Source organism: Deinococcus sp. YIM 77859 (assembly GCF_000745175.1).
GTDB lineage: Bacteria > Deinococcota > Deinococci > Deinococcales > Deinococcaceae > Deinococcus.
Genome location: NZ_JQNI01000002.1, coordinates 2,282,529 through 2,301,070, shown reverse-complemented (window position 1 = coordinate 2,301,070; position 18,542 = coordinate 2,282,529). Strand labels below are relative to the sequence as shown.

General features: G+C 67.7%; 18 protein-coding genes and 4 tRNA genes. 7 read left to right on the top strand and 15 right to left on the bottom strand.

Features of this window, described 5'->3' with window-relative positions:
* Positions 1-152: 152 nt before the first annotated feature.
* The 3 genes from EI73_RS11335 to EI73_RS11325 form a co-directional block, all read right to left on the bottom strand.
* Positions 153-229, bottom strand: a tRNA-Met gene (locus EI73_RS11335).
* 40 nt (positions 230-269) lie between these two features.
* Positions 270-345 (bottom strand) — tRNA-Ala (locus tag EI73_RS11330).
* Between the two features lie 37 nt (positions 346-382).
* Positions 383-1,057 carry a TrmB family transcriptional regulator gene (locus EI73_RS11325; RefSeq protein ID WP_034386789.1) on the bottom strand — a complete coding sequence of 225 codons (675 nt, stop codon included), beginning with the start codon at positions 1,055-1,057 and terminating at the stop codon, positions 383-385.
* 170 nt (positions 1,058-1,227) lie between these two features.
* Here EI73_RS11325 and EI73_RS11320 point away from each other — a divergent pair, with 170 nt between their 5' ends.
* On the top strand, positions 1,228-2,049 hold the full coding sequence (locus EI73_RS11320) for a transporter substrate-binding domain-containing protein (protein WP_034386787.1): 822 nt from the start codon (positions 1,228-1,230) through the stop codon (positions 2,047-2,049).
* Between the two features lie 27 nt (positions 2,050-2,076).
* Positions 2,077-2,784, top strand: a complete 708-nt coding sequence (locus tag EI73_RS11315) for an amino acid ABC transporter permease (RefSeq protein WP_051935502.1) — start codon at positions 2,077-2,079, stop codon at positions 2,782-2,784.
* Here EI73_RS11315 and EI73_RS11310 read toward each other — a convergent pair.
* Both EI73_RS11310 and EI73_RS11305 read right to left on the bottom strand, forming a co-directional pair.
* Positions 2,785-2,859 (bottom strand) — tRNA-Val (locus EI73_RS11310).
* Between the two features lie 26 nt (positions 2,860-2,885).
* Positions 2,886-2,961 (bottom strand) — tRNA-Ile (locus EI73_RS11305).
* A 67-nt stretch (positions 2,962-3,028) separates the two neighbouring features.
* Here EI73_RS11305 and EI73_RS11300 point away from each other — a divergent pair.
* Entirely contained in the window at positions 3,029-4,396 is a 1,368-nt protein-coding gene (locus tag EI73_RS11300; RefSeq protein ID WP_034386785.1) for a glycogen synthase, read from the top strand.
* Here EI73_RS11300 and EI73_RS11295 read toward each other — a convergent pair.
* Entirely contained in the window at positions 4,365-5,075 is a 711-nt protein-coding gene (locus EI73_RS11295; protein ID WP_034386784.1) for an alpha/beta fold hydrolase, read from the bottom strand. The two genes, EI73_RS11300 and EI73_RS11295, sit on opposite strands and share 32 nt — an antisense overlap.
* An 86-nt stretch (positions 5,076-5,161) precedes the next feature.
* On the opposite strand from EI73_RS11295, the gene EI73_RS11290 reads away from it, so the two are divergent.
* Together EI73_RS11290 and EI73_RS11285 are read left to right on the top strand one after the other, a co-directional pair.
* On the top strand, positions 5,162-5,896 hold the full coding sequence (locus tag EI73_RS11290; RefSeq protein WP_034386782.1) for an RNA methyltransferase: 735 nt from the start codon (positions 5,162-5,164) through the stop codon (positions 5,894-5,896).
* Between the two features lie 95 nt (positions 5,897-5,991).
* Positions 5,992-7,713 (top strand): GAF domain-containing sensor histidine kinase, encoded by a 1,722-nt coding sequence (locus tag EI73_RS11285; RefSeq protein ID WP_034386780.1) that lies wholly within the window; start codon positions 5,992-5,994, stop codon positions 7,711-7,713.
* Positions 7,714-7,729: 16 nt separating this feature from the next.
* Here EI73_RS11285 and EI73_RS16330 read toward each other — a convergent pair whose 3' ends face one another.
* Positions 7,730-8,278 (bottom strand): hypothetical protein, encoded by a 549-nt coding sequence (locus tag EI73_RS16330; protein ID WP_156103524.1) that lies wholly within the window; start codon positions 8,276-8,278, stop codon positions 7,730-7,732.
* Between the two features lie 94 nt (positions 8,279-8,372).
* Complete coding sequence (gene apaG / locus EI73_RS11280) at positions 8,373-8,765, bottom strand: Co2+/Mg2+ efflux protein ApaG (protein ID WP_034386778.1); 393 nt, start codon at positions 8,763-8,765, stop codon at positions 8,373-8,375.
* A gap of 36 nt (positions 8,766-8,801) precedes the next feature.
* Between apaG and EI73_RS11275 the strand changes: the two genes are divergently transcribed.
* The gene (locus tag EI73_RS11275; protein WP_034386777.1) at positions 8,802-9,863 is read left to right on the top strand and encodes a M20/M25/M40 family metallo-hydrolase; all 1,062 of its coding nucleotides are present in this window, start codon (positions 8,802-8,804) and stop codon (positions 9,861-9,863) included.
* 32 nt (positions 9,864-9,895) lie between these two features.
* On the opposite strand, the gene EI73_RS11270 is transcribed toward EI73_RS11275, so the two are convergent.
* The 5 genes from EI73_RS11270 to EI73_RS11250 form a co-directional block, all read right to left on the bottom strand.
* The gene (locus EI73_RS11270) at positions 9,896-11,056 is read right to left on the bottom strand and encodes an acyl-CoA dehydrogenase family protein (protein ID WP_034386775.1); all 1,161 of its coding nucleotides are present in this window, start codon (positions 11,054-11,056) and stop codon (positions 9,896-9,898) included.
* A 91-nt stretch (positions 11,057-11,147) separates the two neighbouring features.
* Positions 11,148-12,350: a CaiB/BaiF CoA-transferase family protein gene (locus EI73_RS11265; protein WP_034386774.1), complete on the bottom strand. Its 1,203-nt coding sequence runs from the start codon at positions 12,348-12,350 to the stop codon at positions 11,148-11,150.
* 47 nt (positions 12,351-12,397) lie between these two features.
* Positions 12,398-13,864, bottom strand: a complete 1,467-nt coding sequence (locus tag EI73_RS11260) for an NAD-dependent succinate-semialdehyde dehydrogenase (protein ID WP_051935501.1) — start codon at positions 13,862-13,864, stop codon at positions 12,398-12,400.
* The gene (gene dusA / locus EI73_RS11255) at positions 13,861-14,973 is read right to left on the bottom strand and encodes a tRNA dihydrouridine(20/20a) synthase DusA (protein ID WP_231557326.1); all 1,113 of its coding nucleotides are present in this window, start codon (positions 14,971-14,973) and stop codon (positions 13,861-13,863) included. Before dusA ends, EI73_RS11260 begins: the two co-directional genes overlap by 4 nt.
* A gap of 66 nt (positions 14,974-15,039) precedes the next feature.
* On the bottom strand, positions 15,040-16,296 hold the full coding sequence (locus tag EI73_RS11250; RefSeq protein ID WP_034386772.1) for a glucose-1-phosphate adenylyltransferase family protein: 1,257 nt from the start codon (positions 16,294-16,296) through the stop codon (positions 15,040-15,042).
* A 422-nt stretch (positions 16,297-16,718) separates the two neighbouring features.
* Between EI73_RS11250 and EI73_RS11240 the strand changes: the two genes are divergently transcribed.
* Positions 16,719-16,958: a hypothetical protein gene (locus EI73_RS11240; RefSeq protein ID WP_034388164.1), complete on the top strand. Its 240-nt coding sequence runs from the start codon at positions 16,719-16,721 to the stop codon at positions 16,956-16,958.
* 41 nt (positions 16,959-16,999) lie between these two features.
* On the opposite strand, the gene mqnC is transcribed toward EI73_RS11240, so the two are convergent.
* On the bottom strand, positions 17,000-18,181 hold the full coding sequence (gene mqnC / locus EI73_RS11235; protein WP_034386769.1) for a cyclic dehypoxanthinyl futalosine synthase: 1,182 nt from the start codon (positions 18,179-18,181) through the stop codon (positions 17,000-17,002).
* A complete protein-coding gene (locus tag EI73_RS11230; protein WP_051935500.1) occupies positions 18,178-18,534 on the bottom strand; it encodes a hypothetical protein in 357 nt (118 codons plus the stop codon). Before EI73_RS11230 ends, mqnC begins: the two co-directional genes overlap by 4 nt.
* Positions 18,535-18,542: the final 8 nt, after the last annotated feature.

The window sequence follows — 18,542 nt, the reverse complement described above, 5'->3', positions numbered from 1 at the left end:
CAATGCGGGCCGCAGCCCGAGCAGAAACCGCTCACAGGATGAAGAATAGATAAAGACGCCTCACAGCGGCCTTACTGGAGGAGTTGGCCTCCAGGTCCCTATGGGAATAAAAGCAAGAGACCCGTTCTGGCGGGTCCCTTGCTGATGCGTTTTGGTGGCGATGGACGGACTTGAACCGTCGACCTAACGATTATGAGTCGTTCGCTCTAACCAGCTGAGCTACATCGCCTTCCGAGAGGAATGCCCCGCGCGCTGGCGGGGCCTCTCTTTGGTGGAGCTGAGGGGATTCGAACCCCTGACCTTCTGAATGCCATTCAGACGCGCTCCCAACTGCGCCACAGCCCCGAAGGCCCGGTCAGATTACCAGCGCCTCCTCTCCTTGTCAACGGTCCGGGGCGGTGCGCGTCGCTGCCAGCTGAACATAGCCCTCAATCAGGTGCACCACAACCGGATTATGGGTATGAACGCCGTGCGCCTCACCGCTTCCTCCCCCCTCGATAAAGTGGGCGATAACCGCAGCCTCCCCGTCACGGGCAAGCAAAAAAGCCCGTTGTCCCTCGGCGGCGATCGAGGGCAGGCCCTCCAGGGAGGCGCGGTGCAGTTCTACGCCGCGGGGCGTGAGGCGTTCGAGGCGGTCAGCAAGCACAGGCTCACCCGCGAGGTACACGCTGCGGCGGGCATTGAGGGTCAGGTCCTCACACAGGCTGCGGATGGCCGCCTCGCCGTAGAGGTGATAGACGGCCTCGGGAGCTGGATCGGGGGCCAAGCGGGAAAGGTCGCGGTCGAGGGCCCCCAGGCGGTCGTCAAAGGACCGGCGGGCACGGGCGAGGTACTCGCGGGCACTGAGGGGAGCGTACTCCAAGGGATTTTGCCCGACCCGCGCGGCCAACCCCCGGCCTTCCAGGCGTTCGAGCGTCTCGTAGATTTTGGGGCGTGGAATGCCGGCCTGCCGTGCGACACGGGCAGGCACGGCTCGTCCCAGGGCCAGCAGGGCAGTGTAGGCGCGGGCTTCGTACTCGGTAAGACCCAGCGCCTGGAGATGAATAACGGCACTCATGATCGTTCAGCATACGGGAAAAGGTCGGCCCGCAGCGGTCTCAGCGGGGCAAGACGCCGGTGGGCAAGCGTTCCCTTCCTTCAGAAACAGTCAAGACGCGCGCTCTTTTGCAGAAGAAAGTTGTTCGAAACTTCTGACGTCGCGCCATACGCGGCAGAAACGAGGTTCCGATGCGTTTCCTGCTCCTGCTCACAACCCTGGCCCTGGCCCTCACGGCCTGCAAGCCCAACGAGTCCACAAGCCCTTCCACGTCGCCGGATACAACAGGCGAGACGAGCACGGCGGTGACTCCTCCACCCACCCTGCGGGCGGGCACCCTGCAGATCGCGATGGAGGGCACCTACCCGCCCTTTACCTTCCGAGATGAGCAGGGCAACCTCACCGGCTTTGATGTGGACATCGCGCGGGCGCTCGCGGAGGAGATGGACCTGCGGCCTGAGTTTGTGCTCACTGAGTGGAGCGGGATTCTGGGCGGGCTCCAGGCGGACAAGTACGACGTCATTCTCAACCAGGTGGGCATCACCCCCGAACGGCAGGAGACCATTGGCTTCAGCGAGCCGTATGCCTATAGCCAGCCGCAGATCATCGTGCGCAAGGGCAGTGACTTTCAGCCCCAGACGCTGGAAGACCTCCGGGGCAAGCGGGTCGGCGTAGGCCTGGGCAGCAACTTCGAGCAGCAGCTGCGGGAGGTGGGCGGCATCGAGGTGGTGACCTACCCCGGCGCGCCGGAGTACCTGGCGGACCTGGCGGCTGGGCGCATCGACGCCGCGTACAACGACCGTCTGCTGGTGGGCTACCTGATCAACAAGGACAACCTGCCCGTCGAGGGGGCCGGAGTGGTCGGCGAGCCCGAGCCCGTCGGGGTGGCCTTTAAGAAGACGAACACGGCGCTGGGCGAGGCGATCAACCGCGCGCTGAAGGAGATCAAGGCGAACGGCACCTACGCCCGGATCAGCGAGCAGTGGTTTGGTGAGGATGTGAGCCAGCCTTGACGCCTCCTGCCCCCAGAGCATCTGCGCATGATCTCGGAAGCTGAGCGCATCCTCCAGAGTGCCTGGGCGGCGCTGCCCACCCTGCTCGCCGCCGCGCCCATCACGCTGGGCTACGCGCTGGCGGCCATGCTGCTGGGGCTCCCGCTGGCGCTGCTCGTCGCCCTGGCCCGGCTCTCGGAAGCCGCACCCTTGCAGGCCGTCAGCGGCGTGTACGTGTCCTTTATGCGCGGTACGCCGCTGCTGGTGCAGATCTTTATGGTGTACTACGGGCTGCCCGCCTTCGGTGTCACGGTCAGCCCGCTGGTGGGCGGCGTGACGGCCCTGACCCTCAACACGGCCGCCTACCTCTCGGAAACGATGCGCGCAGCCATCCTCAGCGTGCCGCGCGGACAGTGGGAGGCGGCCTACAGCCTCGGCCTCACCCCCCGGCAGACGCTGCGGCTGATCGTGCTCCCTCAGGCGGCGCGGGTGGCTCTCCCCAGCCTGGGAAATACGCTGATCGGGCTGGTGAAGGACACATCGCTCGTTTCCGTCATCACGGTGGTCGAGCTGCTGCGCAGCGCTCAACTGGTGATCGCGCGCACCTTCGAGCCCTTTGGGCCGTATCTGGCCGCGGCGCTGATCTACTGGGCGATCAGCAGCCTGCTCGAACTCGTGCAGCGGAGCCTGGAAGCCCGGCTGGCGCGGCGCGGGGAAAAGGCAACAAAAAGCCCCGGCCGAAGCCGGGGTCTTTGATGGTGGGCGGTACAAGATTTGAACTTGTGGCCCCTCGCGTGTGAAGCGAGTGCTCTACCGCTGAGCTAACCGCCCTTACCCTTGCCGCACCCTTGAAGCTGTGGTGGGCCCTGCCGGATTTGAACCGGCAACCAATCGGTTATGAGCCGACTGCTCTGACCGTTGAGCTAAGAGCCCGGGGCCTGGAGCGAGGGGAAGTGTAGCAGTGCATGCCCAGCTTGTCAAACGGGGTAGAGTACGGGTCATGCGGGTCGTGCACGTGGCGTCGGAAGTGTTTCCCTTTGCGCGTTCGGGAGGGCTGGGCGACGTGCTCGCGGCCCTGCCCGCCGAGCAGGCACGGCTGGGCGCGGAGGTGACGGTGCTGTCACCGTGGTACGCGTCCCTCGCCGGCACGCCCGAGGAGGTTTGGCGCGGCGAGGTGTCTGGCCTCGGCCCGGTCAGGGTGGGCGCGCTCCGCGAGAGGGGCGTCCGCTTTCTGTTTGTGCGGCTGCCCGAATTTGAGCGCCCTGGGCTGTACCACCCCGACGACGTGGAACGCTTCTGTGCCTTTGGTCGGGCGGTGCTGCCGGTGCTGGAGGCGCTGGACCTCACGCCGGACCTCCTGCACGGCCACGACTGGCAGGCGGGGCTGGTGGTCGCCCACGCGCACCTTGCGGGCTGGCACACGGCCTTTACCATTCATAACCTTCAGTACCAGGGCCGCTGGAATCTGGGCGAGGCGCGGGCGTGGACAGGACTGCCCGACTGGGCCTTTTCCCCGGAGGGAGTGGAATTCTACGGCGACCTGAACCTGATGAAAGCGGGCCTGGTGTTTGCCGAACAGGTCACCACCGTGAGCCCGACCTATGCCCAGGAGATCACCACCCCGCAGTACGGCGAGGGCCTGGATGGGGTGCTGGTTCGCCTCGCACGGGCGAGCCGCCTCAGCGGGATTCTGAACGGGCTTGACCAGGACCGCTGGAACCCGCGCACTGACCCCGAGATTCAGCCCTATGCGGACCCGGCGGGCAAGGCGGCCAACGGCGCCCGGCTGCGGGCCGAGTTCGAGCTGGACGGGGCGCCCATCCTGGGTGTGGTGAGCCGCCTGGCGGACCAAAAGGGGATGGACCTCCTGATCGAGGCGCTGCCGGAACTCACCGAGCGCTGGAACGTGGTGGTGCTGGGGGGCGGCGATCCCCTGCTGACCGCAGCGCTACGCGGGTGGAGTTATCATCCGCGCGTCGCCTTTGTGGCTGGCCTGAACGAGGCTTTGGCGCACCGCATCTATGCCGGGGCGGACGCTTTTGCCATGCCCAGCCGTTTCGAGCCCTGCGGCCTATCGCAGATGATCGCCCTGCGCTACGGCACCCTGCCCATCGTGCGCGAGACGGGCGGGCTGGTGGACACCGTGCCGAGTGAGGTGGGCTTCCGCTTTGCCCCCGCGACGCCGCAGGCTCTGGCCGCCGCCTGCCAGGAAGCCCGCGCCGCGTTCGAAGACCGTGCTGCCTGGCAGACCCGCATGGCACGCGGCATGGCGCTCGACTTCGGCTGGGAGAACCCTGCTCGGCATTACCTCGCGCTGTATGAGCGCCTGAGTGGAGTCAGCACAGAAAGTCCAGCAGCGCCGCGGTAAAGGCTTGTGGCGCGTCCAGGTTGGCGAGGTGCATCGCCCCGGGAATCACGTGCCGCTCGCCGCGCCCCAGTTCGGCCAGCTCCTGCGCCAGGTCCGGCGGCGTGAGCGTGTCCTCTGCGCCGACAAGGACGAGAAGCGGCACATCCAAACCCCGCAGTGTCTGGCGGTGGTCGGCCCGGTCTGCCATCGCCCGCAGCGCTCCCGCAATGCCCTGCGGCGTCGCGGACTCGATCATGGGACGGATACGGGCGAAGGTTTCGGGCCGGTGTTCCTCGCGGGCGGCCTCGATGATAAAGCCCTGGCCCTCTTGCAGCACGCGCTCCGCCTGCTCGCGGCGGTCCTGCTGCTTCTGCGGGTCATCCGCTCGGGCGGAGGTGTCGGCAAGCACGGCGCGCCCGAAGCGTTCCGGCGCCTGCGCAAGCAGTTCCAGCGCGAGGTAGCCCCCCATGCTGAGGCCCACCACCGCGACGGGCTCCGGCGGCAGGGTCGCCAGCAGGTCACGGGCCGTCGCCGCGAGGGAGGTGATGGCCCCCTTGGCCCCACCGAAGCCGGGCAGGTTCGGAGCCAGGACGTTCAGGCCCGCCCCCTCGAGCGCAGCCTGCTGCTCCTGCCACATGGCGGCGGAGAGGGGGTAGGCGTGAAGGAGGAGGGCGGTGCGGGGGCGATCAGGGGCAGGCATAGGCTCCAGGCTAGGGCTGGCGAGGGCCGGTCGCCTTAAGCGCCTCTTGAGCTCCCTCGCCCCCTGCCCGCGCTAGCATCGGAACCGTGAATCTCGCCGTTGTCCTCGTGTCCCCCAAAACGCCTGGCAACATCGGGGCGGCCGCCCGCGCGATGTTGAATATGGGCGCGCGGGAGCTGCGGCTGGTTGCGCCGCGCTGCGACCCCCTGGACAGTCAGGCGGTGGCGATGGCGGTGCACGCCGCCGACCTGCTGCGGGAAGCGCGCATCTATCCCACCCTGCGCGAGGCGCTCGCCGACCGTGACCTGACTGTAGGCACCTCCGCCCGCGTTCGCGCGGACCTGCCTCCACCCCGGCACCCCGCCCAGGTCAGGGGCCTGGTGCGCGCGGCCTCGGCACCCGCGCTGGTGTTTGGGCCGGAGGAGACCGGACTCGTCAACAGCGACCTGGAGCAGTGTCAGTTCACGGTACGGGTCCCGACCGCCGCGTACGCGAGCCTCAACGTCGCCCAAGCCGTCTTGCTGGTGTGCTACGAGTTTTTGCAGGCACAGGACGAGACGCCTGCCTACGAACGCAAGACCGCCACCCGCGAGGAGATGGAGGCCCTCTACGGCCACCTGCACGCCACGATGGAGCTGATCGGCTACACCGACGCGGTGCGCGCCCGCCACACGCTGCGGCTGTGGCGCGCGATGCTTGACCGCGCCCTGATGAGCAGCGCCGAGAGCCGCCTCTTTCGGGGCTTTCTGCGGCAGGTGGCGTGGAAGGTGGCGGATGCCGCTCGGCGCGGGACGGTGACGGGGCCCGAGACCACGGAGTGATAGAGCGCCGTTTCCGCCTCTCCCGGGGCGAAGGCGGCAGGCGGTCTCCCAACTCCGGTCACGGTTCGTGGGCCCCGCATCCCTAGACTGTCCTCATGACCGACTCGCCCGCCTCCCTGTCCTCGCCGCCACCTGCCCCACGGGGGGTGCCGCTGTCGGACCGGGTGAAGCTGGTGCGGAATGTGCTGCCGCCCCTGATCGTGCTCGTGGTGGCCGTGGTGGAGTTTGGCATCGCGCAGCTTGCCCATCCGGTGCGGGAGATCTGGGCGCACCTGCTGTTCTACGGCCTGGTGGGGCCGTCGGTGACCTTTTTTACGGTGGAATGGATTGCGGAGGGCACCCGGGCCCGGGAGCGTGCCGAGCAGGAATTGCGCCTCACCTACGCCCAGCTCAGCGCCTCGCACGGGCGGCTTCAGGCGGTGCAGGAACTCATGCGCGACCTGACCGACGCCCCTGATATGGGTGCGGTGGTGGAGGTCGCGGCGCGGGGGGCGGTGCGGGCGACCGGGGCAGCCCGCGCCACCCTGACCATTCCTGGCGGGCTCAGCGCCTCGGCCACCCGGGAGGAACCGGAGCGCCCCGGCACCCCGCTCTATCCCCTGCGCGTCGCCATTCCGGGGGGAGGCGCGCTCGCGCTGCATTTCGATACCCCCCCCACGCCGGAAACGGAGGCGCTCGCGCAGGCCCTCGCCGCCGAGGTGGCGACCGGGGTGGAAGCCGCGCGGCAACGCACCCTCGACCTGATGACCCTCCACAGCGTAGACCAGTCCATCCGCGCCGAGCGCAACATGCGCCGGCTGCTCGCACGCGTCACGCACAACATGGCCGAGCGGGTGGGGGCCGGGGCGCGGGCCGTGTACCTGCGGGACCAAGACGGCCTGTTGCGACTGGAGTACTCCGGGCACGCGGGCGGTGAAAGCGGCGGCGGCGCTCCAGCCCCCGCCTTTGTGGCGCGGGTGGCCGAAGCGGGCACCCCGCTGGTGGCCAGCCCCCAGGAGGCGGCCGAGGTGTTTCCCGAGGCCAAAAGTGCTTTGGGCCTTCCCATGCGCGACGAGGAGGGCCTGGTCGGCGTGCTGGTTCTGGGAGACGCCCGCCCAGACGCCTTTGCGGAGGCGCGCCTCCCCCTGCTCGCCCTGCTGGTGGGGCAGGCCACGCTGGCGGTGCGCAATGCCCGCGCCTACCTGTACTCCGAAGAGCTCGCCATCAGTGATGAGCGGGCCCGCATCGCCCGCGAGATTCACGACGGCGTGGCGCAGTCTCTCGCCTTTTGTGCCCTGAAGCTCGACCTGGTCGCTCGGCAACTGCACAGTGATCCGCAGGGGGCGGAGGCGGAGGTGCGGGCCGCCACCGCCCTACTGCGCGAGCAGATCCGCGAGGTTCGCCGCTCGATCTTCGCGCTGCGCCCCATCGACCTCGAACGCTACGGCCTGCTGGAGACCGTGCGGCGCTACGTGGAGGATTTCGGCCAGCAGAACAACCTGCGCACCACACTCAACGTGACCGGCGATATTCACCTTGCGCCGGGGGACGAGGCGATGGTGTTTCGCATCCTGCAAGAAAGCCTCAACAACGTCGCCAAGCACGCCCGTGCCCGTGAGGTCACCGTCACCCTGCACGGTGGCGAGCGTGTCACCCTGCGCGTGCAGGACGACGGCGCGGGGTTTGACCCCGAGCAGATTTCTGGGCGGGTCAGCAGCGCGGGGGGCCTGGGCCTGATGCAGATGCGCGAGCGCGTCGAGAGCCGCGGCGGCCGCTACCGCATCCTCAGCAGCCCCGGCCACGGAACGCTGGTGGAGGCGGAGGTGCCGCAGGCGTGAGAGGCGCGGTTAATCTCTATCCACAGCCACACGCACCACAGGAACATTTTAGCCAACCGCAAGTACTACACTTGGGGAAGACGGGAAAATCAGGGTGTGGCTTCGGTCTTTCATAGCTACTGATAACCCAGTCCTTGTATGAATAAAGAGATTTCCAACACCTCCAGCAATGCGTCCTCCTATCAATGTATTTACGTTCGTACTCTTCTCTCTCTTCCTGATGTCTACGACGCTCCTCTTCTTCAACAGCAGCAGCTTCGGCACGCTGCTTTTGCAATCGTTCAAAGTCTGTCATAGGTCTAGGCTTGGATAGTTTTTCTCGAAGTAAAGCCTTAAGTTCCCAGTTAAAAATATCCTGAGGCTTTAAGAACTTAATATTACAATTGCATGCAGCCTCCAAAAGTACAGTAAGCGGTATTTGCTCAACTCTGCGATGACGACGCACGTAAGTTAAGCAAACGTCATCATCTCTAATTTCGGATAGATCAACGACTGCTCCAATGTCCAGTCCAGGCCAGAAATACCCAACTACTCTGAACTCCGCATTTTCCAACTTCTCAAGCATCCTTCTAGGAAGATAGCTTTCGAGAGGAGGTTTTACGGACGCAAAGCCATATCACCCCAAAAGGGGATTGACAAGAGCCACCAGGCCAACTCCTCTAATTCAACATCCTCTCCCCCGGCACCTCCAGCACGAAGGGCAGAATCGGCACCTGCGCCCGCATTCCCCAGGCGTCTTGCATCACGTAGTGACCCTCCATCCGGCCGGGCGTGTCCTGCACAGTCACAAAGGAGTCGTACACGAAGACGCCGCCGGGCGGGATCACGGGCTGCTCGCCGACCACGCCCTCACCGTCCACGACCGTCTGGCGGCCCCCGGCATCCACGATCTGCCAGTGGCGGGCGAGGAGTTGCCAGGTCTCCTCGCTGTGATTCTCGATACGGATCACGTAGGTAAAGACCTGGCGCCCAGGGGTGGAGTGCGCGGAAAGGTGGAACACGTTCACGTGAACGCGCACGTCGGGCGCTGGGGGGGAGGTGGAATGGCCCATACCGCGAGGATAGCGGCAGGGCGTACACTCGCCCCCGTGAGTTCCCAACAACAGCACATCAACCGCGAGTTCCTGTTCGCCCTGCTGCGCGAGGCAGCACCCAGAGGCTTCGAGCGCCGCGCCGCCGACGTGTGGAAGCGGGAGGCGAGTGGCTTCGCCCGCGTCAGCGAGGACCACTACGGCAACGTCTACGCCGAACTTGGCCCAGAAGACGCGCCCGCCATCGCCCTGCTGGGGCATCTCGACGAGATCGGCCTGATCGTCAGCCACGTGGGTGACGAGGGATTCCTCAGCGTGCTGGGCATCGGCGGCTGGGATCCACAGGTGCTGGTGGGCCAGCGCGTTCGCCTGCTCGCGCCGGATGGGGACATCATCGGGGTGGTGGGCAAAAAGGCGATTCACGTGCTCGACCCCGAGGAACGCAAGCAGGCCAGCAGGCTGGAAGACCTCTGGATTGACGTGGGCTTGAGCCAGGAGGAGGCGCGGGCCCGGATCCCCGTGGGCACACCCGGCGTGATCGAGCAGGAGCCGCTCTGGGTGGGAGACAAGATCGTGAGCCGTGCCCTCGACAACCGAGTGGGCGCGTTTATCGTGCTGGAGGCGCTGCGTGCCCTGGGGGGCGAGGACCTGAAGCACCGCGTCGTCGCTGTCGGCACCAGCCAGGAGGAGATCGGCAGCTACGGCGCGCAGGTGGGGAGTCACCGCCTCAGGCCAGTCGCGGGCGTCGCCGTGGACGTGACCCACGAAACGCGGCAACCCGGTGTCAGCGAGAAGAAGTACGGCGTGGTGCCCTTCGGCTCCGGTGCCAACCTCGCGGTCGGCCCGCTCACCAGCCCGGTCATCCTGCGGCAGATGATCGCCGCCGCACAGGAAAAAGAGATTCCCTACACCCTCAGCGCCAATCCGCGCCTGACGTACACCGACGCAGATACCATGATCCTCTCCCGCTCCGGTGTCCCCGCGGCGGTCGTCAGCGTTCCCAACCGCTACATGCACTCCCCCAACGAGATGGTGGACGCGCGTGACGTGCGGGCCTGCATCGACCTCATCGCCGCGTGGGTGAGGAGCTTGGACGCCGAACCCGACTTTACCCGCTGACCCCCGCAACGGGACGCGGAAGGAGCGCCTCGCTATTCCAGCGCGTTCAGGCCCGTCACGTCCCGGCCCACGATCAGCGTATGGATGTCGTGGGTGCCCTCGTAGGTGTCGACCGTTTCCAGATTGAGCATGTGGCGGATGACCGGGTATTCGGTGGTAATGCCGTTGCCGCCCAGCATCTCGCGGGCAAGACGAGCACCATTGAGGGCCACCCGCACGTTGTTCCGTTTGGCCACAGACACCCGCCCGAAGGTCATCCGCCCGCTGTCTTTGAGGCGGCCCAGCTGTACGGCGAGAAGCAGCCCTGCCGAGTGGTCCGTGACCATCCGCACCAGCTTGTCCTGCACGAGCTGGCGCTGAGCGATGGGCTTGCCGAAGGTGGAGCGGCCCGTCGTGTACGCCAGCGCCGTCTCGTACACGGCCTCCAGCGCCCCCATCGCGCCCCAGGCGATGCCGAAGCGGGCGGAGGTGAGGCAGCCGAGCGGGCTTTTCAGGCCGTCCGAACCGGGCAGCAGGTTCTCGGCGGGAATGCGGCAGTCTTCCAGCACGATCTCGCCCGTCACCGAGGCCCGCAGGCTCATCTTGCGCTGGATCTTGGGCGTGGAGAAGCCCTTCGCGTCCCGGGGGACGATAAAACCGCGCACCACGCCCGCATCATCCTTGGCCCACACGACGGCGAGGTCCGCGACGGGGCTGTTGGTGATCCACATCTTGTTGCCGTTCAGGACGTAGTCACCGCCGTCCCGGCGGGCGCGGGTGCGCATCGCGCCGGGGTCGGAGCCGCCGTCGGGCTCGGTGAGGCCGAAGCAGCCGATCAGCTCGCCGGAGGCCAAGCCGGGAAGGTACTCCCGCTTCTGTTCCTCAGAGCCGTAGACGTGGATGGGATGCATCACCAGGCTGCCCTGCACGCTGGCCGCGCTCCTGAGGCCGCTGTCACAGCGCTCAAGCTCGTACATCATCGCCCCGTAGGCGCTGTAGGTGGCGCCTGCGCCGCCGTACGCCTCGGGAACCGTGGGGCCCAGGAGGCCCATCTGGCCAAACTCGCGCATCACCTCGCGGACGGGCAGCTCCTCGCGGTCCCACCACTCCGCGATCCGGGGCATGAGTTCGCTGTCCACGAACGAGCGGACACTCTGCATGACGAGCTGCTCGTCGGGGCCGAGCAGGCTGCGGGCCTGAAAGTAATCGAGCATGGGGACTCCTTGAAGGGCGAGCGGCCAGCTTCCAACCGCAGGAAGAGATGGGGAAGGTCGCGGTCTTTCTATCAGATGTTCCGGGAGAAGATCAGTCTGCGTTCCCGGCGGGTTCCGCGAGGCCGAGTTCCCGCAGCACCTCCGCCGTGTGCTGGCCCAGCGTGGGCGGGGCGCGGCGCACCGGGGGCCTTGCCCCGCCGATGTCCCAAGGGGGCGCGGTGACGGTGGTGGTGCCCAGCGAGGCGTGCGGGACCGAGACGGCGACGTGACGCGCCCGCACGTGCGGATCTGCAAAAACTTCCGCCAGGTTATTGACCGGGCCGCAGGGCACCCCCGCCGCGTCCAGCCGCGCCATGATCTCCGCGCGTGTGAAGCGCGCCAGCCCGCTCAGCAAGCGGGTATCCAGCTCCTCGCGGTGCCGCACCCGGCCCTCGTTGGTGGCAAAGCGGGGGTCGCGCCCCAGCTCGGTCAGCTCCAGCGCCTGGCAGAACCTGCGCCACAGCGCGTCGTTGCCCACAGCGACATTGATCAAGCCGTCCCCGCACTTCAAGGTGCCGTAGGGGACGATGCTGCGGTGATCATTGCCGATGGGCACCGGCACCTCGCCGGTCGTAAGGTAGCGCCCGACCTGGCTGCTGCCCAGCGCGATCACGCTTTCGAGCAGGTTCACGTCCAGCCGCTGTCCCCGCCCGCTGCGTTCCCGCCCATAGAGGGCCGCCAGGATCGCCTGGGTGAGAAGCGCCCCCGAGAATACGTCCGCCACCGCCACGCCGACCCGAACGGGCGGCCCGCCCACGTCGCCGTTGTAGCTCATCAGGCCGCCCATGCCCTGCGCGATGACGTCGTATCCGGCGCGGTCGCGGTACGGCCCGTCCTGCCCGAAGCCGGAGACGCTGGCGTAGATCAGGCGGGGAAATTCGGCGTGCAGGGCGTCCCAGCCAAAGCCCAGGCGCTCAAAGGTGCCGGGGCGGAAGTTCTCGACCAATACGTCCGCCTGCGCGATCAGGCGCCGCGCGGCCTCCCGGCCCTCCGGCGTCTTGAGGTCGAGGACGACGCTGCGCTTGTTGCGGTTCACACTCAGGAAGTAGCTCGACTCCTTGCCCCCCTCCGAGGTCTGAAAGGGTGGCCCCCAGGCGCGGGTGTCGTCGCCCCCGGGGGGTTCCACCTTGATCACGTCGGCGCCCAGGTCCCCCAGCAGCATGGTGCAGAAGGGGCCGGTCAGTACCCGGGTGAAGTCCGCCACCTTCACCCCGGCAAGCGGCAGGGCGGCCACGTTCGGTTCCTCAGGCAGCATGCTCCAGTCTCCCACGTTCCCAAGGAGGAGCCCGGAGAGAGTGGGCCTCAGTCCAGCCCCATGCTGATGAACTTGGTCTCCAGGTACTCGTCCAGGCCCCAGTGACCGCCCTCGCGGCCCACACCGCTGTTTTTCATGCCGCCAAAGGGCACGTGGGGTGAGGCGGCACTCGGCACACCGTCATTGATGCCCACAATGCCGTACTCCAGCGCCTCGGCCACCCGCCAGGCGCGGCTCAGGTCGCGGGTGTAGGCGTAGGCGGCCAGGCCGTACTCGCTGTCGTTGGCGAGGCGCAGGGCCTCCTCCTCGGTGCCAAACACCACGACGGGCGCCACCGGGCCAAAGGTTTCCTCGCGCAGGATCAGGCTGCCTTCAGCCACATCGGTCAATACCGTGGGCTGAAAGTACAAGCCCTCCTTCACGTGGCCACCGACGGTGACCTTCGCGCCGCGCCGCAGGGCGTCCTCCACCTGCGCCTGAATCTTGTCCAGGCCCGCCTGCTCGACCACTGGGCCGACGTTGGTGGTGTCCAGGAGGGGATCTCCCAGGACGAGCTGGGCCGTCTTCGCGGTGAGAATGTCGGTAAACTCCTGCGCCACCTCGCGCTGCACGTACACCCGGTTGGTGCTGATGCAGGTCTGTCCGGCGTTGCGAAACTTGGAACCGATCACCTCGCGCGCAGCCTTCTCCAGATCGGCGTCCGCGAAGATCAGGAAGGGCGCGTGGCCGCCGAGTTCCAGCGAGACGCGCTTGATCGTCCTCGCGGCCTGCTGGTAGAGCAGCCGTCCGACGGCGGTGCTGCCGGTAAAGGTGAGCTTGCGGACCCGCTCGTCCTCCATGAAGGGGACCGTGAAGGCCGCCGCGTCGCTGGTGGGCAGGACTTGCAGGGTATTTGCCGGGCCGCCCGCCTCCAGCCACAGTTCGGCCAGGTAGAGCGCGGTCATCGGGCTCTGCTCGGCGGGCTTGAGGATCATCACGCACCCGGCAGCCAGGGCGGGGGCGGCCTTGCGGGTGACCATGCCCGCGGGGAAGTTCCAGGGGGTGACGGCGTAGACGATGCCGACGGGCTCTAGGCTCGTCAGGCCGCGCTTGTGGTCAAACCGCATAGTGATGCGCTCGCCGCTGATACGTCCGGCCTCCTCCGCGCACCACTCGATAAAGGAGGCCGCGTAGTGCACCTCGCCGCGCGTCTCGGTGATCGGCTTGCCCATCTCCAGCGTCATCAGGCGGGCAAGCTCCTCCTTGTGCGTCAACATCAGGTCGTGCCAGCGGCGCAGTACCTGGCCGCGCCTGTACGGGTTGACCCGGCGCCATTCCCTCAGGGCAGCCTCGGCGGCGTCGATGGCCCGGCGGGCGTCGTCGGCGGTGCAGTCGGCCACTGCGCCGATGGGTTCCAGGTTGCCGGGGTGAATGACCTCGAAGGTCCTGGGCGTGCTGCGCCACTCGCCAGCGAAGTAGGCCCGGCTGCGGGTCACGGGGTCACTGTTCCGTTCGTTCTGGGTCGGGGTGGTCATACGGGCTCGCTTTCTGCGGGCGCCTGGAAAGGGGCGGGAACGGGGCGCCGCGCACCGGAATCTCCGGCAGGTCTTGAGTCCCAATGTGAGGTCAGCGAGGAAACCACGTCAAGCCGGGCGTCCAGCACGCTGTCCGGCACCCCGCTCAACGCCTCCCGCACCACCTCCAGCCCCGCGCCGGGCCGGTGCCCCCACTCGCTGAGGGTGCGCTTCCAGTGACGAGCGCCGGGCTGACCTGCAAAAAGGCCCAGGGTATGCCGCATCATTCGGTGGAGGGGCTGGCCCTTGGCGAGCTGTGCGGCGACGTAGGGCAAAAAGGCTTCGATGGCCTCACGGCGGGTGGGTGGGGTGGCGTCTTCCCCGAATACGTCGCGGTCGGCGGCGGCGAGAAGGTAGGGGTCCTGGTACGCGGCGCGGCCGATCATCACGCCATCCGCCCAGGTGAGGTGCTCCCGCGCGGCCTCCAGCGTGAGCACGCCGCCGTTGAGCACGACCGTCAGGTGAGGAAAGTCGGCCTTGAGTTGCCGCACCACCTCGTAGCGCAGGGGCGGGATTTCGCGGTTCTCCTTGGGAGAGAGACCCGAGAGCCACGCCTTGCGCGCGTGGACGATAAAGGTCTCGCACCCGGCCTCCGCCACCGTTCGCACGAAGCGCGTGAGGTGCTCGTAGCTGTCCAGATCGTCGATCCCAATGCGGTGCTTCACAGTGACGGGGAGGGACGTGCCGCGGCGCATCGCCTCCACCGCGCGGGCCACCACGTCCGGCGTCCCCATCAGGCAAGCCCCGAAAGAGCCGCTTTGTACACGGTCGCTGGGGCACCCGCAGTTCAGGTTCACTTCACAGTAGCCCCAGTCCTCGGCGATCCGCGCGCATTCGGCGAGTGCCGCCGGGTCGCTCCCGCCCAGCTGCAGGGCGACGGGCTGCTCGGCCGCACCGAAGCCTAGGTGCCGCTCGCGGTCGCCATGCAGAACCGCTCCGGTGGTGACCATCTCGGTGTACAGCAGGGTCCGCCGGGTCAGCGTGCGGTGGAAGGCCCGGCAGTGCCGGTCAGTCCAGTCCAGCATGGGCGCGACCGAAAGCGTGTGGGGGGCGGGGGTGGGGGCCGTCATCAGCCCGCCAGTGTACGGGAAAGGCACGGGGGCAAAAGGGGATACAGGCAGCGTTTTCTGGCGGCTTTATTTCCCGGCTCGGTCATCCCCCTCCGGCTCCTTCGTCACCTGCGCCTCCTCGCCCGCGCGAACGGTCCGGCGTGGCTCGACGATCAGGCCCGCCTCCACCTTGGCCCCGGCCTGAACGGTCGTGCGGGCGCCGATCACGGCGGGCGGGCCGTCCGCACCCCCGCCCCCCACCTCGGCCCCCGCCTCCACGGTCACCTCCTGGTCCAGGATGGCGCGGCGCACCCTTGCCCCGGCCCGCACGGTCGCGCCGGGTTGCACAACGCTGTCCCGCACGACCGCCCCCGCCTCCACCACCGCACCCGGACCGACCACGCTGCGGATGACCTCGCCCCCGATCACCGCCCCCCCGCACACCAAGGCCTGCTCCAGACGGGCGGTCCCCTCGATCCGCGTGGGCGGCCGCGAGATGCTGCTGGTGATAAAGGGCCAGTCCGGCGTGTCGAGCGGAAAGCCGCGTCCGTCCAGGAAGTCCTGGTGGGCTTGCCAGTAGGCCCCCAGTGTACCCACGTCCATCCAGTACCCCTTGAGCGGGAAGGCGTAGGCGTCACCCCTCTTGACCAGGGCGGGCAGAAGCTGCTCGCCGTAGTCTCCGAGCTCGCCCTGGGCCTCGAGTTCGGCCAGGGTCTCCAGCAAAACAGCGGCGTCGTAGGCGAAAATCTCGGCGGTGACGGTGGGGCCCAGCGGCTCGTCCGGCTTGTAGGCGAATTCGGTGACCTTGCCCTGCGTCCCCGCCCGCACGTTGCCGAAGCGGCTGGCCTGCGCCTCCTCGACCTCGGTGGTGACCATCGTGACGCTCGCGCGGCGCTCCACGTGGGCACGGATCACGTCAGAATAGTCGAGCTTGTAGATGTGGTCGGCGCTGAGCACGAGCACCACGTCCGGTCCGAACTCGCGGATCAGCCCCGCATGCTGGGCGAGGGCGTGCGCGTTGCCCTGCGCGAACTCTCCCTCCTCGTTCTGAGGACTGGAAAAGGGCGGCATGACCACCAAGCCGCCGCGTGTGCGGTCCAGGTCCCAGGGCCGCCCGCCCGAGAGGTGGTCGTTCAGGCCGTGGGGGAGGTACTGCTCGATCACCCACACATCCTGAAGGCCGCTATTGACCAGGTTGGAAAGGGTGAAGTCGATCAGCCTGTAGGTGCCCAGGAACGGCACGGCAGGCTTGGCGCGTTCGGTGGTGAGGGGCGAAAGGCGGCTGCCCTTGCCCCCCGCGAGCACGATGGCGAGAACCTTCTGACCAGCGATACGAGGGGCCACGCCTGCGAGTGTGGCGGATCGGGAGGGGAGGTGCGTGAGCGCAGGCTAGGGGGCGCTTCATCACGGGCCCACCGCTGAAGGCGCGCACTTCACACGACGAGGTCAGTCTCCCCTCCCCCCCCTCCCTTCAGGAACACGAAAGGTACCGTTCGGTCTGGCCCCCTAGGCTGGTCCGCAGGAGGCCCGAGATGGTCTGGATGTTCTGGTTTGCCGCAGCGGTCCTGGCGGCCATGACGTACTTCGCAGCGAGACAGGCTCGCCACAATCTCCGGCTGAACGAGGGGGGCTCCCGGCCGAGCCCGGCCCCTCCACTGCAGACGCGGCCCCTTCACTGGGGGCGTGTCTCCCCCCAGTCCCGTGCCCGCTGAGCCCTCATCATTTTGGCGGATGCGCGCCTCACCCCTGGCCCCTACGCTCGTGGCATGAAGGTAACCCGTCACTTCAGCGACACCCGAACCGGAGAGGGCCGCGTCCGGTTCCTGATCGGGGCGGGAGGCGTGCGGCTGGTGGTGGAAGGCCCGGGCTGGCAGCACGGCAGCACGCACGCCACGCTGGAGGATGCGGCCACCTTTCTCGCGGTGGTGCCGGGGCTTTCCCAGGAGCTCTACGAGCAGGCGCTGGATGACCTGGAACAGCGGGCGCAGTTGGGCGGCGCAGCGTAGCCAGGCCAACAGGCCAGCGCGTTCTGCCCCAGCTCCTTTTCCTACCCCGCCGCCCCCACGGCACGTTCCGCCTCGGGGTTCGCCTCGGAGCGGCCCAGGTACGCCGCCACGTCGGGCCACTCGATGATGCCAAAGCGGCTGTTGCGGATGGCGGGCGTAAAGCCGGCGTCGACGGCAATGCGAATCAGCTCGCGCACGGTGGCCTTGTGCCGCCCGTGCCCTCCCGCCGCGCTGACGACGTTCTCCTCCATCATCGTGGAGCCGAGGTCGTTCGCGCCGTAGTACAGCGATGCCTGCGCGACCTTGAAGCCCTGCCCCGGCCAGGACGCTTGGATGTTGGGCACGTTGTCCAGGGCGATGCGGGCAATCGCGAGCTGCTGAAGGTACTCGTGGGCGCTGGCACCGGGGGCTTTGCCGTGCAGGCGGGTGTGCTCGGTCTGAAGGGTCCACATGGCGAAGCCAGAAAAGCCATTCCCGCCGTACAGGGCGTTCGCTCGGTCCTGCTGCTCGCGGAGCTGCACGAGGTGGCGGGTCCGCTGCGCGTACGTCTCCCCAAAGCCGATCACCATCGTGCTGATGGTGTACAGGCCCCTCCGCTGCGCCGCGTCGATGATGCGAAACCAGTCCTCGGAGCGGATGCGGGCCGGAGCTGCTCGCTGGCGCACCTCGTCTTCCAGAATCTCACCGCCCGCCCCAGGCAACCCGTCCAGGCCCGCCTCGATCAGCGTGCTCAGCACGTCGTCCAGCGTGAGACCAAACGCCCTTTCCATAAAGAGCACCTCTTCAGGAGAAAAGGCGTCGATCCTGATGCCGGGGTGACGCGCCTTGATGTGCCGCAGCAGACCCGTGTAGTACTCGAGGCCCAGTGCCGGGTTCACGCCGCCCTGCAGCAGGATGCGGGTACCACCTGCGGCCTCGAGCTCGGTGATCTTGGCACTGATCTGCTCGTAGGTGAGGGTGTAGCTGTCCGGTTGCCGCCGAGTGCGGTAAAAGGCGCAGAAGTTGCAGCCCACGTTGCAGATGTTGGTGTAGTTGATGTTGCGGTCAATCAGGAACGTGACAACGTCCGGGCGGGTGCGCGCCAGGCGCAGCTCGTGAGCCACAGCAGCCACCTCGGGCAGCGGCAGGTGGTACAGCGCTTCGATTTCGGGGGCGCTGAGGCGCTCGCCGGACGCGGCCTTGTGAAGAATCGCGGTTCCCGCAGCAGGCATCGGCGCAGTCATGAGGGCAGGCTAGCACCGGCCGGGGGCGGCAGGCGTCCCGCCGGGGCGTCCGGCACCAGCAGCAGCACCGTGCCGGTTTTGAGGGGAAGCGCCTCCCAGGCTTCGGTCACGGTGAGGAGGTACCCTTCCGCTGCTCGCAACCGCACAAACTCACGGTGCGGCAGGTCCACGAGCGCTTCTCCAGTCAGGCAAGTGAGCCAGCCGGATACGGCCGGGCCGCGCACCTTCCCACTCAGGGCCAGCACGCGCAGCAGACCGCCGGGCAGCGTGATCCACTCCCCCGGTGTGCCCTGGGCCAGCCGCGCCAAGTGCAGCGCCTGTGGGGGCTCCGGCCGTGGCAAGCGCGCAGGCACGTTCCGTT

What these genes read in the sequence shown, in the direction of transcription:
- EI73_RS11315 (WP_051935502.1), top strand. Translation starts at nt 2,077, where the DNA reads ATGATCTCGGAAGCTGAGCGCATCCTCCAGAGTGCCTGGGCGGCGCTG.
- EI73_RS11240 (WP_034388164.1), top strand. Translation starts at nt 16,719, where the DNA reads ATGAAGGTAACCCGTCACTTCAGCGACACCCGAACCGGAGAGGGCCGC.
- EI73_RS11270 (WP_034386775.1), bottom strand. Translation starts at nt 11,056, where the DNA reads ATGCTCGATTACTTTCAGGCCCGCAGCCTGCTCGGCCCCGACGAGCAG.
- dusA (WP_231557326.1), bottom strand. Translation starts at nt 14,973, where the DNA reads ATGACGGCCCCCACCCCCGCCCCCCACACGCTTTCGGTCGCGCCCATG.
- EI73_RS11325 (WP_034386789.1), bottom strand. Translation starts at nt 1,057, where the DNA reads ATGAGTGCCGTTATTCATCTCCAGGCGCTGGGTCTTACCGAGTACGAA.
- EI73_RS11265 (WP_034386774.1), bottom strand. Translation starts at nt 12,350, where the DNA reads ATGCTGCCTGAGGAACCGAACGTGGCCGCCCTGCCGCTTGCCGGGGTG.
- EI73_RS11295 (WP_034386784.1), bottom strand. Translation starts at nt 5,075, where the DNA reads ATGCCTGCCCCTGATCGCCCCCGCACCGCCCTCCTCCTTCACGCCTAC.
- EI73_RS11285 (WP_034386780.1), top strand. Translation starts at nt 5,992, where the DNA reads ATGACCGACTCGCCCGCCTCCCTGTCCTCGCCGCCACCTGCCCCACGG.
- mqnC (WP_034386769.1), bottom strand. Translation starts at nt 18,181, where the DNA reads ATGACTGCGCCGATGCCTGCTGCGGGAACCGCGATTCTTCACAAGGCC.
- apaG (WP_034386778.1), bottom strand. Translation starts at nt 8,765, where the DNA reads ATGGGCCATTCCACCTCCCCCCCAGCGCCCGACGTGCGCGTTCACGTG.
- EI73_RS11320 (WP_034386787.1), top strand. Translation starts at nt 1,228, where the DNA reads ATGCGTTTCCTGCTCCTGCTCACAACCCTGGCCCTGGCCCTCACGGCC.
- EI73_RS16330 (WP_156103524.1), bottom strand. Translation starts at nt 8,278, where the DNA reads ATGCTTGAGAAGTTGGAAAATGCGGAGTTCAGAGTAGTTGGGTATTTC.
- EI73_RS11260 (WP_051935501.1), bottom strand. Translation starts at nt 13,864, where the DNA reads ATGACCACCCCGACCCAGAACGAACGGAACAGTGACCCCGTGACCCGC.
- EI73_RS11300 (WP_034386785.1), top strand. Translation starts at nt 3,029, where the DNA reads ATGCGGGTCGTGCACGTGGCGTCGGAAGTGTTTCCCTTTGCGCGTTCG.